At 44.9% G+C, this 17,561-nt stretch carries 18 protein-coding genes and 1 pseudogene; 6 read left to right on the top strand and 13 right to left on the bottom strand.

The window, feature by feature from the left end; genetic code table 11:
- Positions 1-7: 7 nt before the first annotated feature.
- The 6 genes and pseudogenes from AC0QUU_RS04840 to AC0QUU_RS04815 all read right to left on the bottom strand — a co-directional run.
- Positions 8-325, bottom strand: a complete 318-nt coding sequence (locus AC0QUU_RS04840) for a hypothetical protein (protein WP_474544926.1) — start codon at positions 323-325, stop codon at positions 8-10.
- Positions 326-551: 226 nt separating this feature from the next.
- Positions 552-1,061, bottom strand: coding sequence for a zinc-ribbon domain-containing protein (locus AC0QUU_RS04835; RefSeq protein WP_474544925.1), 510 nt, complete (start codon positions 1,059-1,061; stop codon positions 552-554).
- A gap of 56 nt (positions 1,062-1,117) precedes the next feature.
- Positions 1,118-4,627 carry a lipase family protein gene (locus AC0QUU_RS04830; protein ID WP_474544924.1) on the bottom strand — a complete coding sequence of 1,170 codons (3,510 nt, stop codon included), beginning with the start codon at positions 4,625-4,627 and terminating at the stop codon, positions 1,118-1,120.
- A gap of 73 nt (positions 4,628-4,700) precedes the next feature.
- Positions 4,701-4,949, bottom strand: a complete 249-nt coding sequence (locus tag AC0QUU_RS04825) for a hypothetical protein (protein ID WP_474544923.1) — start codon at positions 4,947-4,949, stop codon at positions 4,701-4,703.
- Positions 4,950-4,970: 21 nt separating this feature from the next.
- On the bottom strand, positions 4,971-6,848 hold the full coding sequence (locus AC0QUU_RS04820; RefSeq protein WP_474545604.1) for a hypothetical protein: 1,878 nt from the start codon (positions 6,846-6,848) through the stop codon (positions 4,971-4,973).
- A gap of 30 nt (positions 6,849-6,878) precedes the next feature.
- Positions 6,879-6,944: pseudogene (locus tag AC0QUU_RS04815) on the bottom strand (zinc-ribbon domain-containing protein); the annotation flags it as partial.
- Positions 6,945-7,184: 240 nt separating this feature from the next.
- Here AC0QUU_RS04815 and AC0QUU_RS04810 point away from each other — a divergent pair.
- The 6 genes from AC0QUU_RS04810 (at position 7,185) to AC0QUU_RS04785 (ending at position 11,996) form a co-directional block, all read left to right on the top strand.
- Positions 7,185-8,825, top strand: a complete 1,641-nt coding sequence (locus AC0QUU_RS04810) for a hypothetical protein (protein ID WP_474544922.1) — start codon at positions 7,185-7,187, stop codon at positions 8,823-8,825.
- A complete protein-coding gene (locus AC0QUU_RS04805; RefSeq protein ID WP_474544921.1) occupies positions 8,822-9,853 on the top strand; it encodes a sensor histidine kinase in 1,032 nt (343 codons plus the stop codon). The genes AC0QUU_RS04810 and AC0QUU_RS04805 overlap by 4 nt, the downstream gene beginning before the upstream one ends.
- Complete coding sequence (locus AC0QUU_RS04800) at positions 9,850-10,473, top strand: response regulator transcription factor (RefSeq protein WP_474544920.1); 624 nt, start codon at positions 9,850-9,852, stop codon at positions 10,471-10,473. The genes AC0QUU_RS04805 and AC0QUU_RS04800 overlap by 4 nt, the downstream gene beginning before the upstream one ends.
- Positions 10,474-10,487: 14 nt before the next feature.
- Positions 10,488-11,252 carry a hypothetical protein gene (locus tag AC0QUU_RS04795; RefSeq protein ID WP_474544919.1) on the top strand — a complete coding sequence of 255 codons (765 nt, stop codon included), beginning with the start codon at positions 10,488-10,490 and terminating at the stop codon, positions 11,250-11,252.
- Between the two features lie 209 nt (positions 11,253-11,461).
- The gene (locus AC0QUU_RS04790) at positions 11,462-11,704 is read left to right on the top strand and encodes a hypothetical protein (protein WP_474544918.1); all 243 of its coding nucleotides are present in this window, start codon (positions 11,462-11,464) and stop codon (positions 11,702-11,704) included.
- On the top strand, positions 11,691-11,996 hold the full coding sequence (locus AC0QUU_RS04785; RefSeq protein WP_474544917.1) for a DEAD/DEAH box helicase family protein: 306 nt from the start codon (positions 11,691-11,693) through the stop codon (positions 11,994-11,996). Before AC0QUU_RS04790 ends, AC0QUU_RS04785 begins: the two co-directional genes overlap by 14 nt.
- Before the next feature lie 920 nt (positions 11,997-12,916).
- Here AC0QUU_RS04785 and AC0QUU_RS04780 read toward each other — a convergent pair.
- The 7 genes from AC0QUU_RS04780 to AC0QUU_RS04750 all read right to left on the bottom strand — a co-directional run bounded on the left by AC0QUU_RS04780 (position 12,917) and on the right by AC0QUU_RS04750 (position 17,166).
- Entirely contained in the window at positions 12,917-13,576 is a 660-nt protein-coding gene (locus tag AC0QUU_RS04780) for a GPP34 family phosphoprotein (RefSeq protein WP_474544916.1), read from the bottom strand.
- Positions 13,577-13,640: 64 nt separating this feature from the next.
- Entirely contained in the window at positions 13,641-14,060 is a 420-nt protein-coding gene (locus tag AC0QUU_RS04775) for a transcriptional regulator (protein WP_474544915.1), read from the bottom strand.
- A complete protein-coding gene (locus AC0QUU_RS04770; RefSeq protein ID WP_474544914.1) occupies positions 14,048-14,170 on the bottom strand; it encodes an HAD hydrolase family protein in 123 nt (40 codons plus the stop codon). Before AC0QUU_RS04770 ends, AC0QUU_RS04775 begins: the two co-directional genes overlap by 13 nt.
- A gap of 7 nt (positions 14,171-14,177) precedes the next feature.
- Positions 14,178-14,711: a dihydrofolate reductase family protein gene (locus tag AC0QUU_RS04765; protein WP_474544913.1), complete on the bottom strand. Its 534-nt coding sequence runs from the start codon at positions 14,709-14,711 to the stop codon at positions 14,178-14,180.
- The gene (locus AC0QUU_RS04760; protein WP_474544912.1) at positions 14,708-14,878 is read right to left on the bottom strand and encodes a hypothetical protein; all 171 of its coding nucleotides are present in this window, start codon (positions 14,876-14,878) and stop codon (positions 14,708-14,710) included. The genes AC0QUU_RS04765 and AC0QUU_RS04760 overlap by 4 nt, the downstream gene beginning before the upstream one ends.
- Position 14,879: 1 nt before the next feature.
- The gene (locus AC0QUU_RS04755) at positions 14,880-15,476 is read right to left on the bottom strand and encodes a hypothetical protein (protein WP_474544911.1); all 597 of its coding nucleotides are present in this window, start codon (positions 15,474-15,476) and stop codon (positions 14,880-14,882) included.
- Between the two features lie 376 nt (positions 15,477-15,852).
- Entirely contained in the window at positions 15,853-17,166 is a 1,314-nt protein-coding gene (locus AC0QUU_RS04750) for an IS30 family transposase (protein ID WP_087210550.1), read from the bottom strand.
- Positions 17,167-17,561: the final 395 nt, after the last annotated feature.

The following is a 17,561-nucleotide window of genomic DNA, read 5'->3' as shown; positions in this document are numbered from 1 at the left end:
CATTTTGTTATTTTTTAAATTCGGTTCCACCGATGTTAATCACCTTTCCCGACTGCGAAAAGGATTGCTCCCAGGTGTATTCCTGACCAAGCAGGTTATATGTGATGATGATTTGATCACCGTCGATCTGATATGTGCCGCTGGCATTGATACCAAAAGCAGACATGGTCACCTGGTCTCCGTCAAAGGTAAACGATTGGGAAATAAGACCTTGAGAGTGATATGTGCCATTGAGCTTTGAGCCTCCGCAGGCAGTCAGCATCGTGACACATAGGATGACAGTCAACAGTACGGATAATAGCCGCAGGTTTCTTTTTGTTTGCATAAAATGTCCTCCTGATTTATATCATAAATTCTTTTGTTTCTGTCATGTGAATAGTTCGTAATGGTTTCTGTCCCTTGATAGGTTGCATGTGCGGTTTTGGGAAAGCTGACCGATAGCGTTCTTTTCTCTGAAAATTTTCCGCAGGCAGTCAACATGGTGACCGCAACGCACAGTATGACAAGCAATGATATAAACTTTTTCATTTTCATCGTGAAACACCTCCTGCTTAATAATAAGAATAGAAAACCAGCAACGGGATTACATATGCCAGAATTGCAAGGATTACACTCAGAGCCGTCCATACAATTACACCAATCAGCGCGCCTTTGCCAGCCGATTTTGCTTTCAGCGGCGTTTGATCCTTCCAAACCAAATAGAGAATCAAGCCGACTATCGGGAAGAAAAAGCTGAGCGCCGTCATGCCGCCGGAGGGCGCATCCTGCACATATCCCATCTGCGGATTTACCTGCTGCTGAAATACAGGCTGCGCACCTTGTGAAGGTGTTGTGCGCTGCTTGCCGCAGACACTACAAAATTCTTCACTCTCCGACAGTTCTTTGCCACATCCGGTACAGAAAACCTTTTGTGCGGAATACATTACAGGAGCTTGCCCATACTGGTTCTTTTGATTTTTCTCAGTCGAACGAATAACCCAACGTACAAGTAAGACGATCCCTGTTACAAGAAGTAACAATACAACAATAATAATCAAAAACATAAAAAGACGTGCAGTCATAAAGAATTCCTCCTAATTTTGTTTGAATGGTTTATCTCAATATCAATAACATCATTTCATAGGTTGATATAGTCGTCTTGCTCCGTATACCCACTTTCTTTGATTACGGGGCGCTTTGTCCCACAAGCGCAGCAGAAATCCTCATCCGGTGAAAGCTCCCTGCCACAGCCGGAGCAGAAAACCTTTTGATTTGCAGCATCCGGTTCGGCCCGAGACGGTTCCGGGCGTCTAGTACCGCAGCCTGCACAAAACACCTCGTCCGGCAGCAGTTCCCGGCCGCAGCCAGAGCAGATTACTTTCTGAGCAGCATCAAAGGTGCCAACGCTCTGATAGTCTGGCTGTCCGTAAGGCTGCCCATAAGGCATTTGGTAGACAGGTCTTTCCTTTTTATACGGATGCGTCAGCCACCAACCCAAAAGGAAGGTCATAGGAATCAGGAACAGGACAGATAAACAGTATAAGTCGCTGCGCATAAAATAGATGTTTCCTACAAGATGCGCAAAGGCGATAAGGATACCGAGTATGCCAGGCAGAAACCACAGCCTGTGCAGCCCACGCTTGTGCTCACCGTTTCCGGCACACGGCGTGATCGCCATGAGGGTAAGGAGCAGATAGCATAGAATTTCCAGCACATAACAGCCGCAGATGCCGATTGCCCACATCATCGGGCCAAAATGAAGCTCATACTCATACACATCAAAAAAACCCCGGGAACTGCAGTTCAGAAGAAAGCTCACAAGCGTAAAAGCGGGCAAAAGTGCTTGAATTGCCAGTGCGCCTGCCAGAAGGCTATTTCGCTTCCGCATGAACAGCAGAACCGCCAGCAGGATCATGCTGCCGATCAGCAGAACTTGGTAGAGGATATGGAAAACAGAGTAGGTGCCGCCAAACTCTACCACCATGCGGTAGCCGATTTTACTGTCCATCCAACCGCTTCTGACCCGCAGCCGATATAAATTGGTCAGGAGACCAAAGGCCAGGATCACCGCAAAAATAGATGCGATCGGAAATTTTAGTTTTTTTGTTTCCTTCATTTTTCTTCCTCCCAGGAATGTGATTAGAACACCAAGAATCGCGACCGCAGCCAGCAAAGCAAGCTGCAACCAATTTCCTGTCCCATTGACCGGAGAGATACTTCCGTCCGGGTTGACCTTTCCGCTGATTCTGTCTCCATCCATGAGCAGCAGCTCCGGCGTCTGCGGGCCGCTTCCGGCCGAATCGGCGGCAGGCAGCTCCATGGAGAACACCTGACCGGTTTTAATCTCCACATCGGGGTATTCCGCGGCACCATAGCTTTCGCCGCTATCGTCAAAGGATACCGTGGATACCGACATTTTGCCGTCATCTGTCGCCGTAATGCGCAGGGAATACGCCTCCGGGCTGTCAAAAACAGCGATGTGCTTGGAATCCTCCACCACCATCAGCGCCACCTCCGGATTGGCGGCGAGAAGCTCCTCATCCACCTGATTGTCTGTGATCCGGCCAACGACCTCTCCGTTCTTCAAAACCTCAACATCCACGGGGCACCAGACGGATGAGCCGAAATAAGGATGCTTACACGATATGGCGCCCTCCACAATGGAACTGAGGTAATTTTCAATTAAATGATTGTCACATGAAAAAGGATTCGTCGTGTAAGGATGACCAAACTGATCAATATGTCCGAATTTTCCTTTCCCGGAATTACCGCTGGCGGTAAAGATTGGCCAGCCATTCGGGCCAAAGGTGTCATAAAAATTATAAATATTATGAATGTTTTCATATCCGTCCACAACTGAAGTTTTTACATCGATGGAGTCAATGGCACCATAGGTATATGCAAAAACATCCTCATTGGATAAGTAGTTACCCCACCACTCATACAGCGTAAAGTTGGCAGCCACAAGGTTGGCACCGGCACCGCCAAGGCTGTGACCGGTGACAAAGACCTTAAGCGGCTTATCCAGCAAATCGGGATATTTCCCGATATATTCGCTAATGCCGTCATTGATCCTCAAGTAAAATCTATACGCATAGTCATAAGCCGTATAATTGAAAAACGGATCCTTTATATTCATAGCATCCGAAAAGGCCTCATAAGGATTTGCGGTGCCTCTGGCGATGACAAACAGCACCACAGCATCCTCCCCGTTGAGTCGCATCTCCTTATGTGCAACGGCAAAGGCAAACATTTCATTTTTTTCAATATTATGGAGACCGCAGCCATCCACCCCAATTTTCTGCAAAAGATCAACAGTATCCTGTTCTGATTTTTCCACCGCACAACTTAGCATCGCGCCGAGCGTTGCCAGCTCGTTATCGTATTCATAGGCCGATTTCTCAAACAGGCTCTCTTTGAAATCTACAGTTGCTCCGGCATAACTGACCGGAATCCCTGTCTCCTCCTCTTCAGAATCACTATGCTCAGCATCCGAAACCCGCACATAGTCTCTGTCCGGCCACCAGCCGTCCGGATAATCCGTGACAATCCTGTCGTCTTTCAAGTAATGAACGATGCGGTCGGAGCCGGTGCCGTTCTGAAACGGCTCCGAAGCCGTGCTGCTGTCATCCTTGCTCCAGACGAAATCCCGGCTGTCATATTCGCCGGACGCTTCGCGGAACACATACTCACCGCGCACCTCGCTGTCGTTTGACTCCTTGACGATATACAGCTCTCCCTGAGCTCCATCGTCGTATCGGTAAGTGCCGAGCCAGTCCGCCGGGCTTATTTGCGCAGATAAATATTCAATTTGATAACCGCAGGCTTCCAGGAAATCTCCCCATCCCTGGCGAATCGCGGTAAAGGGCTGCAGAGGCATGGCGTTAAGCTCTTCTGTTGTTGCGGTACGCAGATATTCAACCTGTCCGTCCGCACTGAATGCATAGACATAGGCCAAGGCGGCATACCCGCTCGCTCCATTTGTGATAATCAGCTCCGGGTAATCGTCCCCCGCGACATTGAAAAGGCAGGCCTGCATTTCTGTGTCGTCAAAATATTCCTGTCCCATGTTCCGAAAGCGCCCGTTTAAGAGGAAATTCGCGAATTTGAGGTTCCATGGATTCGCGTCCACATCCTCCAGATATACATCGGAATCCGGTGTCATATATCCGGCAATTTCCAAGGCATCCTGTTCTACGGATGCCGGGACGTCGATTGTATACTCCACAGCGAGGAGCATCAGCTGCTGCGGCATATCGTCCCTGCTGTAAAAGGCTACAATAGATTTTTTATCGGTCGGCTGGAACAGTTCGTAAGGTTCGAAATCGCCCACACCGTAGCGATAGTCACTGTCGTAGGAATACTGGCTGATACTAAACCGGTATCCTCTGGTCTGTGCCGAAATTGCGGTTTCATCTGTGGCATCGTATAGGCCACGAGCATAAAAATTTATTGTATTGGTTCCTTCAAAGCTGACTTCTTCCCAGCTGTATTTCTCCGCAATGGAGCCTGGTATCGTAATATCAAAACCGCTGAAGATTTCTGTTTGTATGGTAACTTCCTCGGACTCAGATGCCGCCACGGCAGAAACCGGCAGACAGAGCAGCAGCATAAGCACCGCCAGAATCATGGATATTTTTTTCTTCATAGAATCCCCTCGCTTTCAGACCTTTTACGAGACACCTGGATTGTTCGCAGCAGGCTCCTCACTGGCTTGATACTCAATTTACATCGTTCTCCTCGGAAAAAATCAACTTATCTCCATCGATCACATAAGTGCCACTGGACGAGAGGCCAGTCCCTGTGTAGGTGAACGAAAAATGTGTTGCATCTATCGTATAGGTATAATCAAGCCAGCTTCCGTCCTCGGCTCTAAAATTCATCGTGCCGTCTGCATTCAATCGGATAAGATAATGGGGGACATATTCGGCGTTGGGCTGGGATATTTCCAGCGTCCATTCGCCCAGCATAGAGGTTATGTCAAATTCCGATTAATTGGTCTGCGTTGATGAATTCTCTGGAACCGCAATCCCCAGCTCATTCAGCATATTTACCATATCTATCTGGAGCGATTCCCTCATTTCTTCCTTTATGTTTTCAAAATCATCATAGTAGGCAAACTGGGTATTGGTGTAAAACTGGGTCTCCTCGCATTTTGTAAATTCCATCCCATCCGGAAGCTGGTTCATATAAAAGGCGTTGTTTTCATATTGATAGACTTCTCCAAATTCCCTATTCTCGTTGAAACCGTATAAATGAACATACACGGGATTTTGATCCAGAGAATCATATACCGGAACATACAGGTTTCCGCCATTTTGATAAAGGCAAAAGCTCATGGCAGCCTCATGAAACTCATCCCGGGTTTTTTGAGAAAAAAGCTTAACAAGCCCACCGTCCTCCACCGTAAATATTTCAATATACGGATAGATACCGTTTTCTTCCGCGGTATAGAGTATCATCAGTTCGTCAGTGCCATCCTGATTAAAATCCTTCAGGTCAATTTTGAATACGCCTTGTGCGTAGAATTCATTATCGGATCCGCCAAAGGAAAGGTTGCCGTATCTTCCTATGAAGTTCTCTACCACATCCGCATACAATGCGGTTGTATTGACTGTATCCTGATCCTCCAATGAATCCTCCGCTGAGGCGTCCTGATCGGATTCTCCAAAATAAATCATCGATCCGCCTTGTTTATCTGGTCGGAAGCAGTTATACCGATGACTGGTTGAATCATGCTGCATCCAGCATGCATCATTGGCTCCAGCATAAATCAAATCCGGGATCCCTTCAACCTCGTCAAAAATCGTTTCCTCCAGGGTTTCTGTATTGAGGAAGCGGAGGGTCATATCCTTAAAATAGTAGAGTCCATTCTCGCACAGGGTAAATCTGTTATATGTTTCCTCGTAAGATGCAAGGTTTTCTATAGATCCGTCCTCAATGTTTAACCGGTAAATATTGTCTAAATCCGCATAATACAGATAATTGCCTTTGGGAATAAAGGAGGAATATTTTCCCCTATCATCATCGTCCTCGGATAGCACTTTCCCGATTTCCTCGATCTCAGATTCTTCCGATTTTCGGTACAGGGTTTCACCCATGAGATTATTCTCGATATCGGGAACAAAGTAGTAATAGTATCCGTCATTATACGCTGCAAAGCAGGCAGGCCCCTCAAGGTCAAGAAAATCCTCCTGCCTGCACAGTTCACCGGTATTCAGATTCAGCCGGTAGAAGAAATAGCTGTTGCTGAAGATGAGATAATCATCAAAGAAGTAAATGCCTTGCGTTTGAGACAGTAGTTCGCCATATGCATTGAGCTGCTCATAGCTTACAAGGGTGCCGTTTTCCTTGCCGTCCTTGCTGAGCCAATGGATCTCGTATTCTTCTCCCTGCTCTGTGGCTTTTGTGATTTCCATAAAGCAGATTTTATCGTTCCAGAGGAAGATATTGCCCAGGGTATACTGGCTCCATCCATCGCCTTTTATTTCCTCTGATTCATAGAGAAGCTCCGGCTTCCCGCTCAGATCATTGCGAACCCGCTTAATGCAGGGCTCCCAGGATTCGGTCTCGCTTAGAAAATATGTATACTGGTCATCGTAAACAACAGAGGATCCCAGAGGGACAGAGCCGACGCTGTCGCCGTCGCCCTTTTTCCCAAAGGCAAAAATCAGGACAACCGCCAAAACAGCGATCAGCACGCCGCTAATGGACAGGCCGATTGCAAGCCCCTTTTTGGATTTTTTCCCGGATGCTTTCGCATCATGGCTTAATTCCCTACGGGAATGCTGCGCCTCCATAACCGGCTCCGGCTTCGGCGCCTGGACATTTACCGTTTCGTCCGGTATGCCTGCCGGTTGCTGCGGCACCGGCAAAGCTTCTTGCGATATCTTTACAGGCGCACCACACGCGCTGCAAAATTTCGCGTCATCCCGCAAAGGATTTCCGCATTTTGAACAGAACATAATCTCTACTCCTCTCGCTTGCCGGAGACAAACGCAGTCCCAGCTTATTTTTCCATCCCATTTTACCTGAACTGACATAAAAGCACCCCACACAATCAGGTAGTTTTCGTGAAAAAATTTAAAAACACGATGGATACTACCTTTTTGTGTGGGGCGGATTTGATCTTTCATGCTATAATATTCTTATCGTTATCTAACTGCACAGATTGGTTAGAATCATCTTTTCTAAGGGGGAATCCGATGGGCGAGCGAAAAAAATCCATTGTCCGGCTTTTTGAGGCAGCGGCGCTGTTATTTGCAGTCTCCGCATACCGGCAGCTTAGTATGCGGTACTGGCCGGAGGATTCTCTGCGGCCATATCTTGTCTGGGCGGTCTATATGCTACTCCTCTTTGGCTGGCAACATACCATTACAACAAAAATCATGCAGAAATCCATGCGCGGCCACCTGACTGCACAAAATATCGTCAGTATCCTGTATTTAACGGTCCGCTTCGTTCAGGATGCTTTCCTCTATGTCAATATTCCATGGATGCGCTTTACTGGATACTTTATCAATATCGCGGCTGTCTTCATACCACTGTTCGGGTTTTACAGCGCATTCTATCTTGGCAAGCCGGAGGATTACCAGATCAGCAAAAAGTGGTATCTGCTCCTAATCCCGGCATGTTTTCTGAGTGTGACAGCATTGAACGATAATCTGTATCATTTTTTCTATTATATCGTGCCAAATGAGCCACAGCCGAATTTATACTTTCATCCATACATCGGCACATACATCGTCCATATATGGGCGCTTAGTATGATTGCATATCAGGTATATTTCATTTATCAGCGAAATGGTACGACAAAGTCAGACCCGCTTTACAGAAAGCTGATTCCCTTCTATGAGCCGATTTTACTGCTCCTGTTCAGCATCCCCTATGCGGCAACGGCATACGTTGTTCGATTTGAGCTTGTGGAATATTCAGCGGGACTGATTTTCATTCTTGTGCTTTGCTGGGAGCTCTATATCCTGACCGGACTGATTCCCGTCAACACGCAGTACAGTGAAGTATTCCGGCGTTCTACAGTGGCGATGCAGATTCTTTCACCGACCGGTGAGCGGATTGCAGTATCGGAAAATGCGGCGGAAATCACGCCTGCTATGCTGGAAGCTCTAAAGCAAAATCAGCATTTTTCTGCTACGGAAGATATTACCATGAACCTGCACCAAATCCCGGGCGGGTATATGGTCTGGCAAACCGATCTCTCGCAGATCAATCAGGCTTTACGAGAGCTTCAGAGACTGAATGCGGAATTGGAAGAAGAACAAGATCTGCTGGCACAGGAAATTCGAATTCAATCGGATGAGACAAGTATTCAGGCACGCAATGATATTTATGACAGCCTATCCTCGGAGGTGTCTGGGCAGCTTACCTTGCTGACAGAACTTTTATCAAAAGAATCCCTTTCAGAGAACGACTGGAACCGCATTTGCCTCATCGGCACGTATATCAAGCGGTTCTGCAACTTGCGGCTCACTTATCAGGAGCAGCAGACGATTCCGATGGGTGACTTAGCCATTAGCTTGCAGGATATGGCGAAATGCATGAAGAATCTTGGAATCATGACAAGTTTGGATTTTTGCCCCACATTGAATTTAGAACCAGAGCTGATTCTTCTCATTATGAAAGCCTTGGAAGAGATTTTAGAGGAGGCAGATTTTCGTCTGACTTCTGTGGCAATCCAAATCAGCGATACGGTTTGCTTTGAGATTACCGGTACAGCCTGCGAGTTTGTTTCCCATTCTTTGGAAGGCGGATATAGCCTTCAGACAGAGAAAATTCCGGCAGGCTATCGGCTTCTACTTTTGAAAGAAGGAGAGGTGGGGCAGTCATGAAAAAGAATATGTCAGCGAAAATGATTAAAAAAGCCATCGACTCTTACCCCGGCGGAATCTGTTTCTCCGCATTGGATGGGCGGGTCATTCTTGTCAATGAGAAGATGAACAAGCTGGCGCTGGAGCTGACTGGACATACAATTCTAAACGCAAAGGCGGCATGGGATGAACTCGCACACTTTGCCAATAACGGCAAGGCGGAAAAGCTAACCCAATCCTGGCTGCCAAAAGATACGAACAATGAAAATGAAAGCACCCACCAACAGTTGTTCTTCCGCTTCTCCGACAACTCGGTCTGGCGTTTTGAGCTGAGGTTTCTTGATTCCAATATCGTTCAGGTTGAGGCAGCGGAAATTACAGAACTCTACCGGCTCAGCGAGGAACTGTACGAGAACACTATCCGGCTGCAGGAGATTCAAAAGCGGCAGAAAGCCTTGCTGGACAGTATCGTGGAAATCAATTTGAATAAAGAGATTCTTGCCGCGAAAATGCATATCCATGATGAGCTGGGGCATTGTTTGCTGGCCACCACTAAGGCGATTACGGAAGACCGTCTGGCTGAGAACGCTGATGTACTGAGGGAAAATTGGAACAGCGCCATTCATGATTTTTCCAATATCTCTACAGTATGGACGGTGCCCGATTCCTCTCTGCAGTCTGAACTGATGCAGGTTGCGGAGCTGATTGGCTGTAAGGTTACCTTCCTTGGAGAACAGCCCAAAAGCCGCAAGGCATTGCAATTACTATATGCCGCCGTTCGAGAGGCACTCACCAATGCGGTACGCCATGCGGATGCTACGGAACTGACGGTAAAAATCGAGCAAGACGAGAAAAGTTATCATATAGAGATATCCGACAACGGCGGCGTATCTGTTTCAAGTATTACCGAGGGTAATGGCCTCAGCGCATTGCGTCAGCGGCTGGAGCAGGAAGGAGCTACCCTGAAGGTACTCTGCGACAACAGTGTTTCCCTGCTTGTGGATATTCCCTTTGATTTTGACGAAGCTCAGAAAGGAGGACGAAAATGATACAGGTTTTAGTAGTAGAAGATTCCAGGATTACCCGGGACGCCATTGAAAGTCAGATTGCCAAATCAGAAAGATATGTCCTGTACGCCTCCATAGAAAATGCAGCCAATGCAGAAATTGCCTGTCTGCGTGGAAGTGTCGATTTAATCTTGATGGATGTATGTACGGCTGACGAAGAATCCGGCCTGAAAGCTGCGGCAAAGATCAAACAGTACAATCCTAAAATCAAGATTGTCATTATGACTTCCATGCCGGAGCATTCCTTTATTCAAAAGGCAAAGACATGCGGCTGTAATGGCTTTTGGTATAAGGAATATGGCAGCACTGCCTTGATGGAGGTTTGCGACCGGGTGATGAATGGTGAATTTGTTTATCCCGAGGACGCGCCGGTGATTCGTATTGGGTACAGCAACAGCGCCGAGTTTACCAGTCGTGAATTTGATATTATCCGGGAGCTGGCGCAAGGCAGAAAATACGAAGAGATTGCGGCAGATCTGGATATTACGCTAAATACAGTCAAGTACCACATCAAGAATATTTTGCAGAAAACGGGCTACCAGAACACCTTACAATTAGTGGCCGAGGTGGTAGAAAAACGATTAATTCTGCCGAAATATTGAGGAGGAGAAAAAACATGAAAAGAAAGTTTTTACAGATTTTGTCCGTTTTATTGATTATGTCGTTACTTTTAATGGGATGCTCTCAACGGAATATACAAGATTCTGAACCATCTACCAGTGATAATACGCAAGAAGAAAATACTCAGACGGAACAAACGGAACAAACAAATGAAACTACAGCTAATGCGGCATCTAAAGATTCATTAAGAGTTTGTGATACGCCTCTGTTTTCTTTTGAACTGCCAGAGGATGCGTATTACAAAGGATTTAGGGAGGAAGATGACTTCAATGGTACTGGCTACCATTCGGTTTCAGAGGACTTCTATAACGAATATGCTGAATATATGAGAAATTACTACAAAGTTGAAGACTTTGAAGACGACAACGCTACAAAAAATGATCAAATTCTGCGAGATAAAGAGCATTTGTGGTTTGATATTTATCATGGTAAATATATATACGATGCCGTTAATGAATTATCTGATCCTTATGAAATTGCAAAAGCATCATACAAGAGCTATCTTGAAACGGGTTACGCTCCCGACACAGAAGTTCGATGGTCTGAAATCATTATTGACGGTGTTACAGCCTACCGTATTGAAGTTTATCCAGATCTTTCTTATCCTTCTGAAAAATTTGGAGGAATGCCAGGAGAATCTACGGACTATATCTATTTTACTGGGCCACAAGGAGAGCCTTTCGGTATGACAATTCATTATCTGGATGAATCCGATTATGAGGCTACTCAATATCTGCTTGACCATTTTCACTTTAAATAATAAATAGAGCGTGGAGGTATTTGGCTTGTTAAGTCAAATACCTCCACACTTAGAATCTTTTATAAAAAGTTTGTCGTCAGAACACCCTGCAGTAGTAGCCGAGATAGTGGAAAAGCGATTGATTCTACCGAGATATTAACACTAGACTTCCTGCAAAATATGCCGTAAGCTATACTTCTAAAAAGGAGGGTGAGGAAATTTATCAAGACATGCAAAAGAATGCATTCTTAAAGTTCTTCTTTGATAAGAAAGAGTTCGAAAAAGACGAGAACTTCCGAAGTCTTAGTCTCGATGAACGCAAACAAAAACTCGTAGATATTCTAGATGAAAATCAATTCTATCTCAATTATGCTGAGATGAACGATGCGAAATACCATGTCAGTGACGCAGAAAAAGTTTTGACAGACCGCTTCTATCAAACTAACGAGGAAAGCGAAGATGTCGAAGAATAAAGTAAAAGTTAAGGATACTCTCGAAAACTTTCTCTTCAATCAAATTCAAAACGATCCAGAATTTATAGAGTTTGCGTCTACTTATGAAATTCCGACCTATATTACAGAAAATATTAGTCGCACTTTGCGCCCATATCAAGAGGATGCGATAAAGAGTTTCATTTTTCTATTCGAGAAAGACAAAGCACAGGCTAAGCATTTACTATTCAATATGGCTACGGGTACAGGTAAACCACGCAATGTATTATCAATGTATTATCGAGCCGAAAGGCGGACACATCCTAGAGCATGACCAATGGAAAGAGGATGCTCTTTTAGATATTCACGAGAACTCAGGAGTTTCTTATAATTCTACTAGGAAAGATACAAAAGCAGATATTGAGTTTATGGAAAAAATAAAAGCTCAAGGTTACCAGGAAGTGAAGAATATCGGACTTGTATTTTTCAATTCAGACTCAGAAGAGAACCTGTTTAAATTCGTCAACGATTTTGAAAGGAAACTTTTATAAAATAGTACAGAATAGTGTTTTTGCAGCCAACCTTTCTTACGATATTTTAAACGTTATCCAGTTTAAAGTTTTAGTAATATTTCTACTCCGATTTTTGGCTTGTCCGCTTCGCCTTTCAACTCGCAGTGCTCTGTTTACGTAAAACGATTATAAGGATTCACTCTGATCTAATAAAACGGCGACTATCAAACTTTAGTACCGCGCTCCTAGATTAATGATAAAATTAGCGCAATTTCTTATTTTCTCACGGCTTCTACTCTACATACAACCGCAAGGCAGGGCTGTGAGATTTTTGTCTAAAATTGGTGCAAAGTTTCACTTTAAATATAGGCTGAAAAAACTGGTGCATATAGATATACCGTACAGGCACGTCTGACATAATTGGTGCATACGTTTTTCGTATATCACGCAAAAGAGTTAAGCGAAAAAGCAAGCCGTGCGAAAGTTTTTCTTGTATCAAGGGTGACGTCATAAGACAGATGTTTGCCCGTGGGTTAGTAGGTTCCCCACATCCGGCTTCCTTCAGATTCCACCTCACGATCGACACCCTTGCCTTCGGCTACATCCTTCCCGCTACCGGGCGGATTTAGGACTTGCACCTTTAAGAAACGTGCGCCGCCAGGCGCACCATGAAAAAGCGGAAACCGTCTCCGGTCCCCGCCTTTTCATAACCAGCTTATTCTGTTTTTTCCACTCCGGGCAGTCAGTTTGACGTAATACTTGTAAGAAAAACATATGTTGCCATATCTTCCATATAAGTAATATAACCGATCATTTCCGCGAGTTTCTCATTCCGAGGATTCTGCTTTAACTCCTTCATCTGCTTTTTCAATTTGCGTTTCTCGTCTTTCGAAAAGAACGGATTCAGATTCCTGGACTCCTGTAAAACGCACAGGAGCGCCATATCCTGAGAAGTCATCTCTTCTTCCTCTGTAATTACGGCTTTCAGAGTCCCGATCAGTTTCTCTTTATATTTCTTTTCCGGGATATATACCTGCTTCGGTCGGAACAGACCTCCCTCTTCCTCTTTCGCAAGCCCGGCTTCCTGCAGGGATCTGCCTATCAGTTCCATAAGCTGTCTGCATCTGCTGCCCGAATGCCAGTCTGTCATTATTCTGTTTGCGTAGCGATGCTTTTCTCTCAGATATATGTACAGCGGGCGAAGATACTCAAGTTCAGCGGGCAGGTCTTTCACCACCACAGTTTTCTTCTTTTCTTCCTCAATCACTCCTGCCGCAAGAAGCTCCATAAATGCCGCCGCTGCAAGCCCTGCCCCGGCTTCCTCTCTGTTCATCGCCGGCAGCATACCGTATTTATCCGTCACTAATATGTAGTATTCCTGTGCGATTGATTTTCTGTTCATAATCTATTCCTCCGAAATTTTTCCGCTTTTGCACTCGTATATTGTAAGTCCGGATATATCTTCTCTAAGATGGCTTTACACCCAGAATCCAGAGAAAGAATAAAGATACTGCCAGAGCAATCACTCCTGCCCCGATCGCCAGAAATATTTTCTGATACCGTCTTTTCCCTTTCTCTCTGTTTTTTTCAATCTCACTGAGACTTTTTCCTTCCAGAAAAGCCTGAATTTCACGGAATGTCTGCGTGTCAAACTTCCGTTTTTCTTTTTCAACCCGGTAAGCCACGAAAATCCCCGCCTCCAGGATTATGATCCAGATCACCATTCCCACATAGGATAAAAAATGCACTAGCGGAACAGGGGTGATAAGGATCGCCAGAAACAGCACGGTAAATACGATACTCAGACGTTCAAACTCTTTCCTGCCGTCACTGCCGTTGATCTGCTCTGTCATCTTCTCCACATCTCCTTTGATTAATTGATCCAAAGAGACTTATCCCGTAATTTTCTGAGCACCTGCACTGTATCCTGAGGAATGCACCTGGTGGTATGAGAGAGCAGCGTGCCGTCTAAATCAAAGAATATCGCTTTTATCATAAATGTTCTATTCCCTCCTGACATAAACCAGTTCTGTTATCCCGTTATATGTCCTCGTATATTTCAGCTGAAGCTGTATTTCTGTTTCTCTTTTCCCGAACAGCGGGATACCGTCCCCCAGAATCGCCGGTATGATAGAAATATAATATTCGTCAATCAGATTTCCCTTAATCAGCGGCTGAATGATGCCGGCTCCTCCACAGATCCAGATATTCTTTCCCTGCATTTTTCTCAGCCTCATAATCAGTTCACAGGGATCTTCCCTGACAAATCTGATCTTCTCTGCCGGCTTCTCGTTTCTATGGGTTATGATGTAGCTTGTCAGATTTTCATAGGGCCATTTTCCAGGCGAAAGTTCCGTTATGACCTGTGCATAGGTCTTCCACCCCATTACAACAGTGTCGATGTCTTTTACGAATTCTGAATAGGTATCCACATTCTCTTCATCCGTGTCCTGGCCTGTCAGCCAGTCCACACTTCCGTTTTTGTCAGCGATATAGCCGTCAAGGCTCATGGCAATATATAAAATAGTTTTTCTCATGTTTTATTCTTTTCCTTTATGAATGTGCATGCAGCACTCTCCAAAGACTCTTCCATACTTTTCCTGTATTCATCTGCCGGAACCCGCCGTTTATCCTGAAACCAGACTGCGGCATTTTCTATTAATTCTGGCCGATTCTTTATATTTATAATCTTATAATTATCCATTTTAATGTTCCCCTGGCCTTTTTATAACTCCCCTATGAATGTTCCTCCGCATACCTGAGAAGTTCCGCGTCTTTGACCAGTATTTCACACCCCAGTTTTCAAAGTTCCATTCTTCCATATATTCATTACACTCATAGTCAACATAATAGAGAACACCTCCCTGCATGATAAAATTTGTGGGAAAATAATCAATATTTGTATTTGCTGCATACAGCAGACGGCACATCGCTTTTACCTGACGCAGGCACTCATCCAACGGCTTGTCCTTTAAGACCATTTCATAGACCGTATCCCCCTCTATATATTCTTTTACGATTCGTTCATTGTCCGTATCCACATCCAGCATCTTAGGCAAGGAGATCCCGATTTCTTGCAGCCGCCTGTAATCATTCATCTCTGCTTCTATTTTATCCCCGAACTGATAATAATCACAGGGCTCATGATGAATCTGTTTTAACACAACTTTTCCCTGATCAGATTCTGCCAGATAGGAATATCCGCCCTTACCTTTTCCCAGCAATTTCAATATCCGGTATTCTTTTCCGTTTACTTCCAATACTTTTCTAAAATCATAAGCCGCCGTAATTTTAATGTCCATCTTCTATTTCCTCTTCCACTCCTGTATTTTCGGGCAGTTTCATTTCATACTCCATTTTTACAAAACCGTATTTTTCATATAACGGACACCTCATATCTGTCGCTTGTCATTCCTTTTCTCTGGCTAACTTGAAATTTTAAATTCCAGTGCAGAGTTAAATTCCACCACACTTTGTTTTTTGCCGATTTTGCAGAAGATTTTTGAGCAAAATATCCTCTTTTCTGCTATAATTAGCTCAACTCATCGAAAAATACTTGATTTCTGGGCATAGGAAACGGACCGCTGAAAAATAGTGTGCGAGACTGAATTCCACCGGTCACATCTAAAAAATGTGAAATGTTTACTTCCAGTCTGACAGCAGATTTCGATCAGTTGATTAGTGATTAAAGCGGATCAGCTTAGGTGTCAGATTTACCTCATCCGGGGCAATCGGCCTAAGCTGAAATGCGTTTAAGACCTCTCCTCCCAGCGTTTCCAATGCAACGCTGTATGGCGTTCTTCCATCCAGGCTTTCCCTGGGAGTAGAGTTGATATGGTTCACGATCAGATTGACATCCCATTGTGTGAGAAACTCAAAGCTGGTGCCTTTCGGCAGAACCATCCGGAGCATCGTGTGTGTCTGCTCCAGTCCGCCCTTCTGCCCGCTCTGCATCGGGTCACAGTAATAAATGCTGGAACGCTGTATTCCGTTTACACCGGTCTCCAAAGCATCCGGGTCACCAAATTCAGAGCCCCGGTCCGTCAGGATATATTCAAACACGGAAGCGAATTCAAAAGTTCCCATACGCTTTTCCAGACGGTCAAAAACAAGACGGACAGCGCCTTTCGTGCATCGGTTCATCAGAAAGGCGAGGAAGAGCTTCTCTTTGGTGAAAAACATAGTCAGCAAGGTCTTTTTTGATTCCCTGGACGAATGTACGGTATCCATTTGAACATAGTCTGTTAGACCGAGGGAACAAAAGTCGCGATATAACCGGTTGGTGAAGACGGCTCTGTCCGTGATCTGTGTTTTATGGCACTTCCTTGGCTTGAAATGGACCTTCCGCTTCAGATCTATGTTACGTGCCGTAAAGAGTCCCTGATCAAGATAGGAATACATCGTACGGACGGACATATCCAGTTCTGGATGGTTTGTCAGGATATGATAAGGGGACTGTCCCTGTTCGATCAGAGGGGAAACGATCAGATCCTTTTCGTGAAGTTCCCGTTTCGTCATGTTGATCCCTGTTCTGGAATCCCGAAGTGTTTCCCGATACTTCCTGTCAGCAAACCTGGCGTTATAAGAGTATTTGTGGGCGATCGTGCAGTGACTGATTTTTTTCGTACAGCCGTTGCAGACATAGGGAGCCCGGTCAAGCCTTGAGCAGCGTTCTTTTTCGAAGTCTTTGCAGGTCTGGTTACAGGTAGGACAGGATGCGCATTTGATGCCGCACAGGACAATCTTTCCGCAGGCATTTGTCTTCCTGCAGTGATAGCGGTGGGTACAGAAGTTTTTGGCATTATAGAAAGTCCCTTTATGATACCAATCCGAGAGCCGGTGAGCCCTGACTTCTTTTGAGATTGTGGTAGGGTCCTTGCACAGGAACCTGGCAATATCTTTAAAGGATGTGCCTTTGTTCAGTTCATTTTCGATATAGATACGGTCTTCGAGGGTAAGATGTTTCTGGTTACCAGGAATATATTTACTCATCATGTGCCTCCTTCTACTGCTGTCAGAAGGAGAGATAACCATACCATGAATATATGAAAGAGTAAATATCAACTGTGCAGAAGTAAACTCTACTGTCCCTTAGAGGGGTGGAATTTAAAATTTCATTTTAGGTTCCTTTTCTCTGCAGATATATAATCTTGAATCTCTTCTCCGAATATGCTATATTTTTAATAGAAAAGGAGCAGCCGCCCACAAGGGGTTGACCTCTTAAGCAGAATAATAAGATTACCACCCGGCTACTTGGTCAAAGTTTTGAGGGTGGTTTTCTTATGCTTAATGGATTACTTCAAATTCGCAAATACGAATGTCAGCAATGCCAGTATGAACATACCAAAGGCCATCAGGTCTTTAAAATCAAATGGTTTCTTGTCCAT

This window comes from Mediterraneibacter sp. HA8405 (assembly GCF_056148955.1).
Note: the sequence above shows the minus strand (reverse complement) of the source record. Positions and strands in the feature narration are given on the sequence as shown.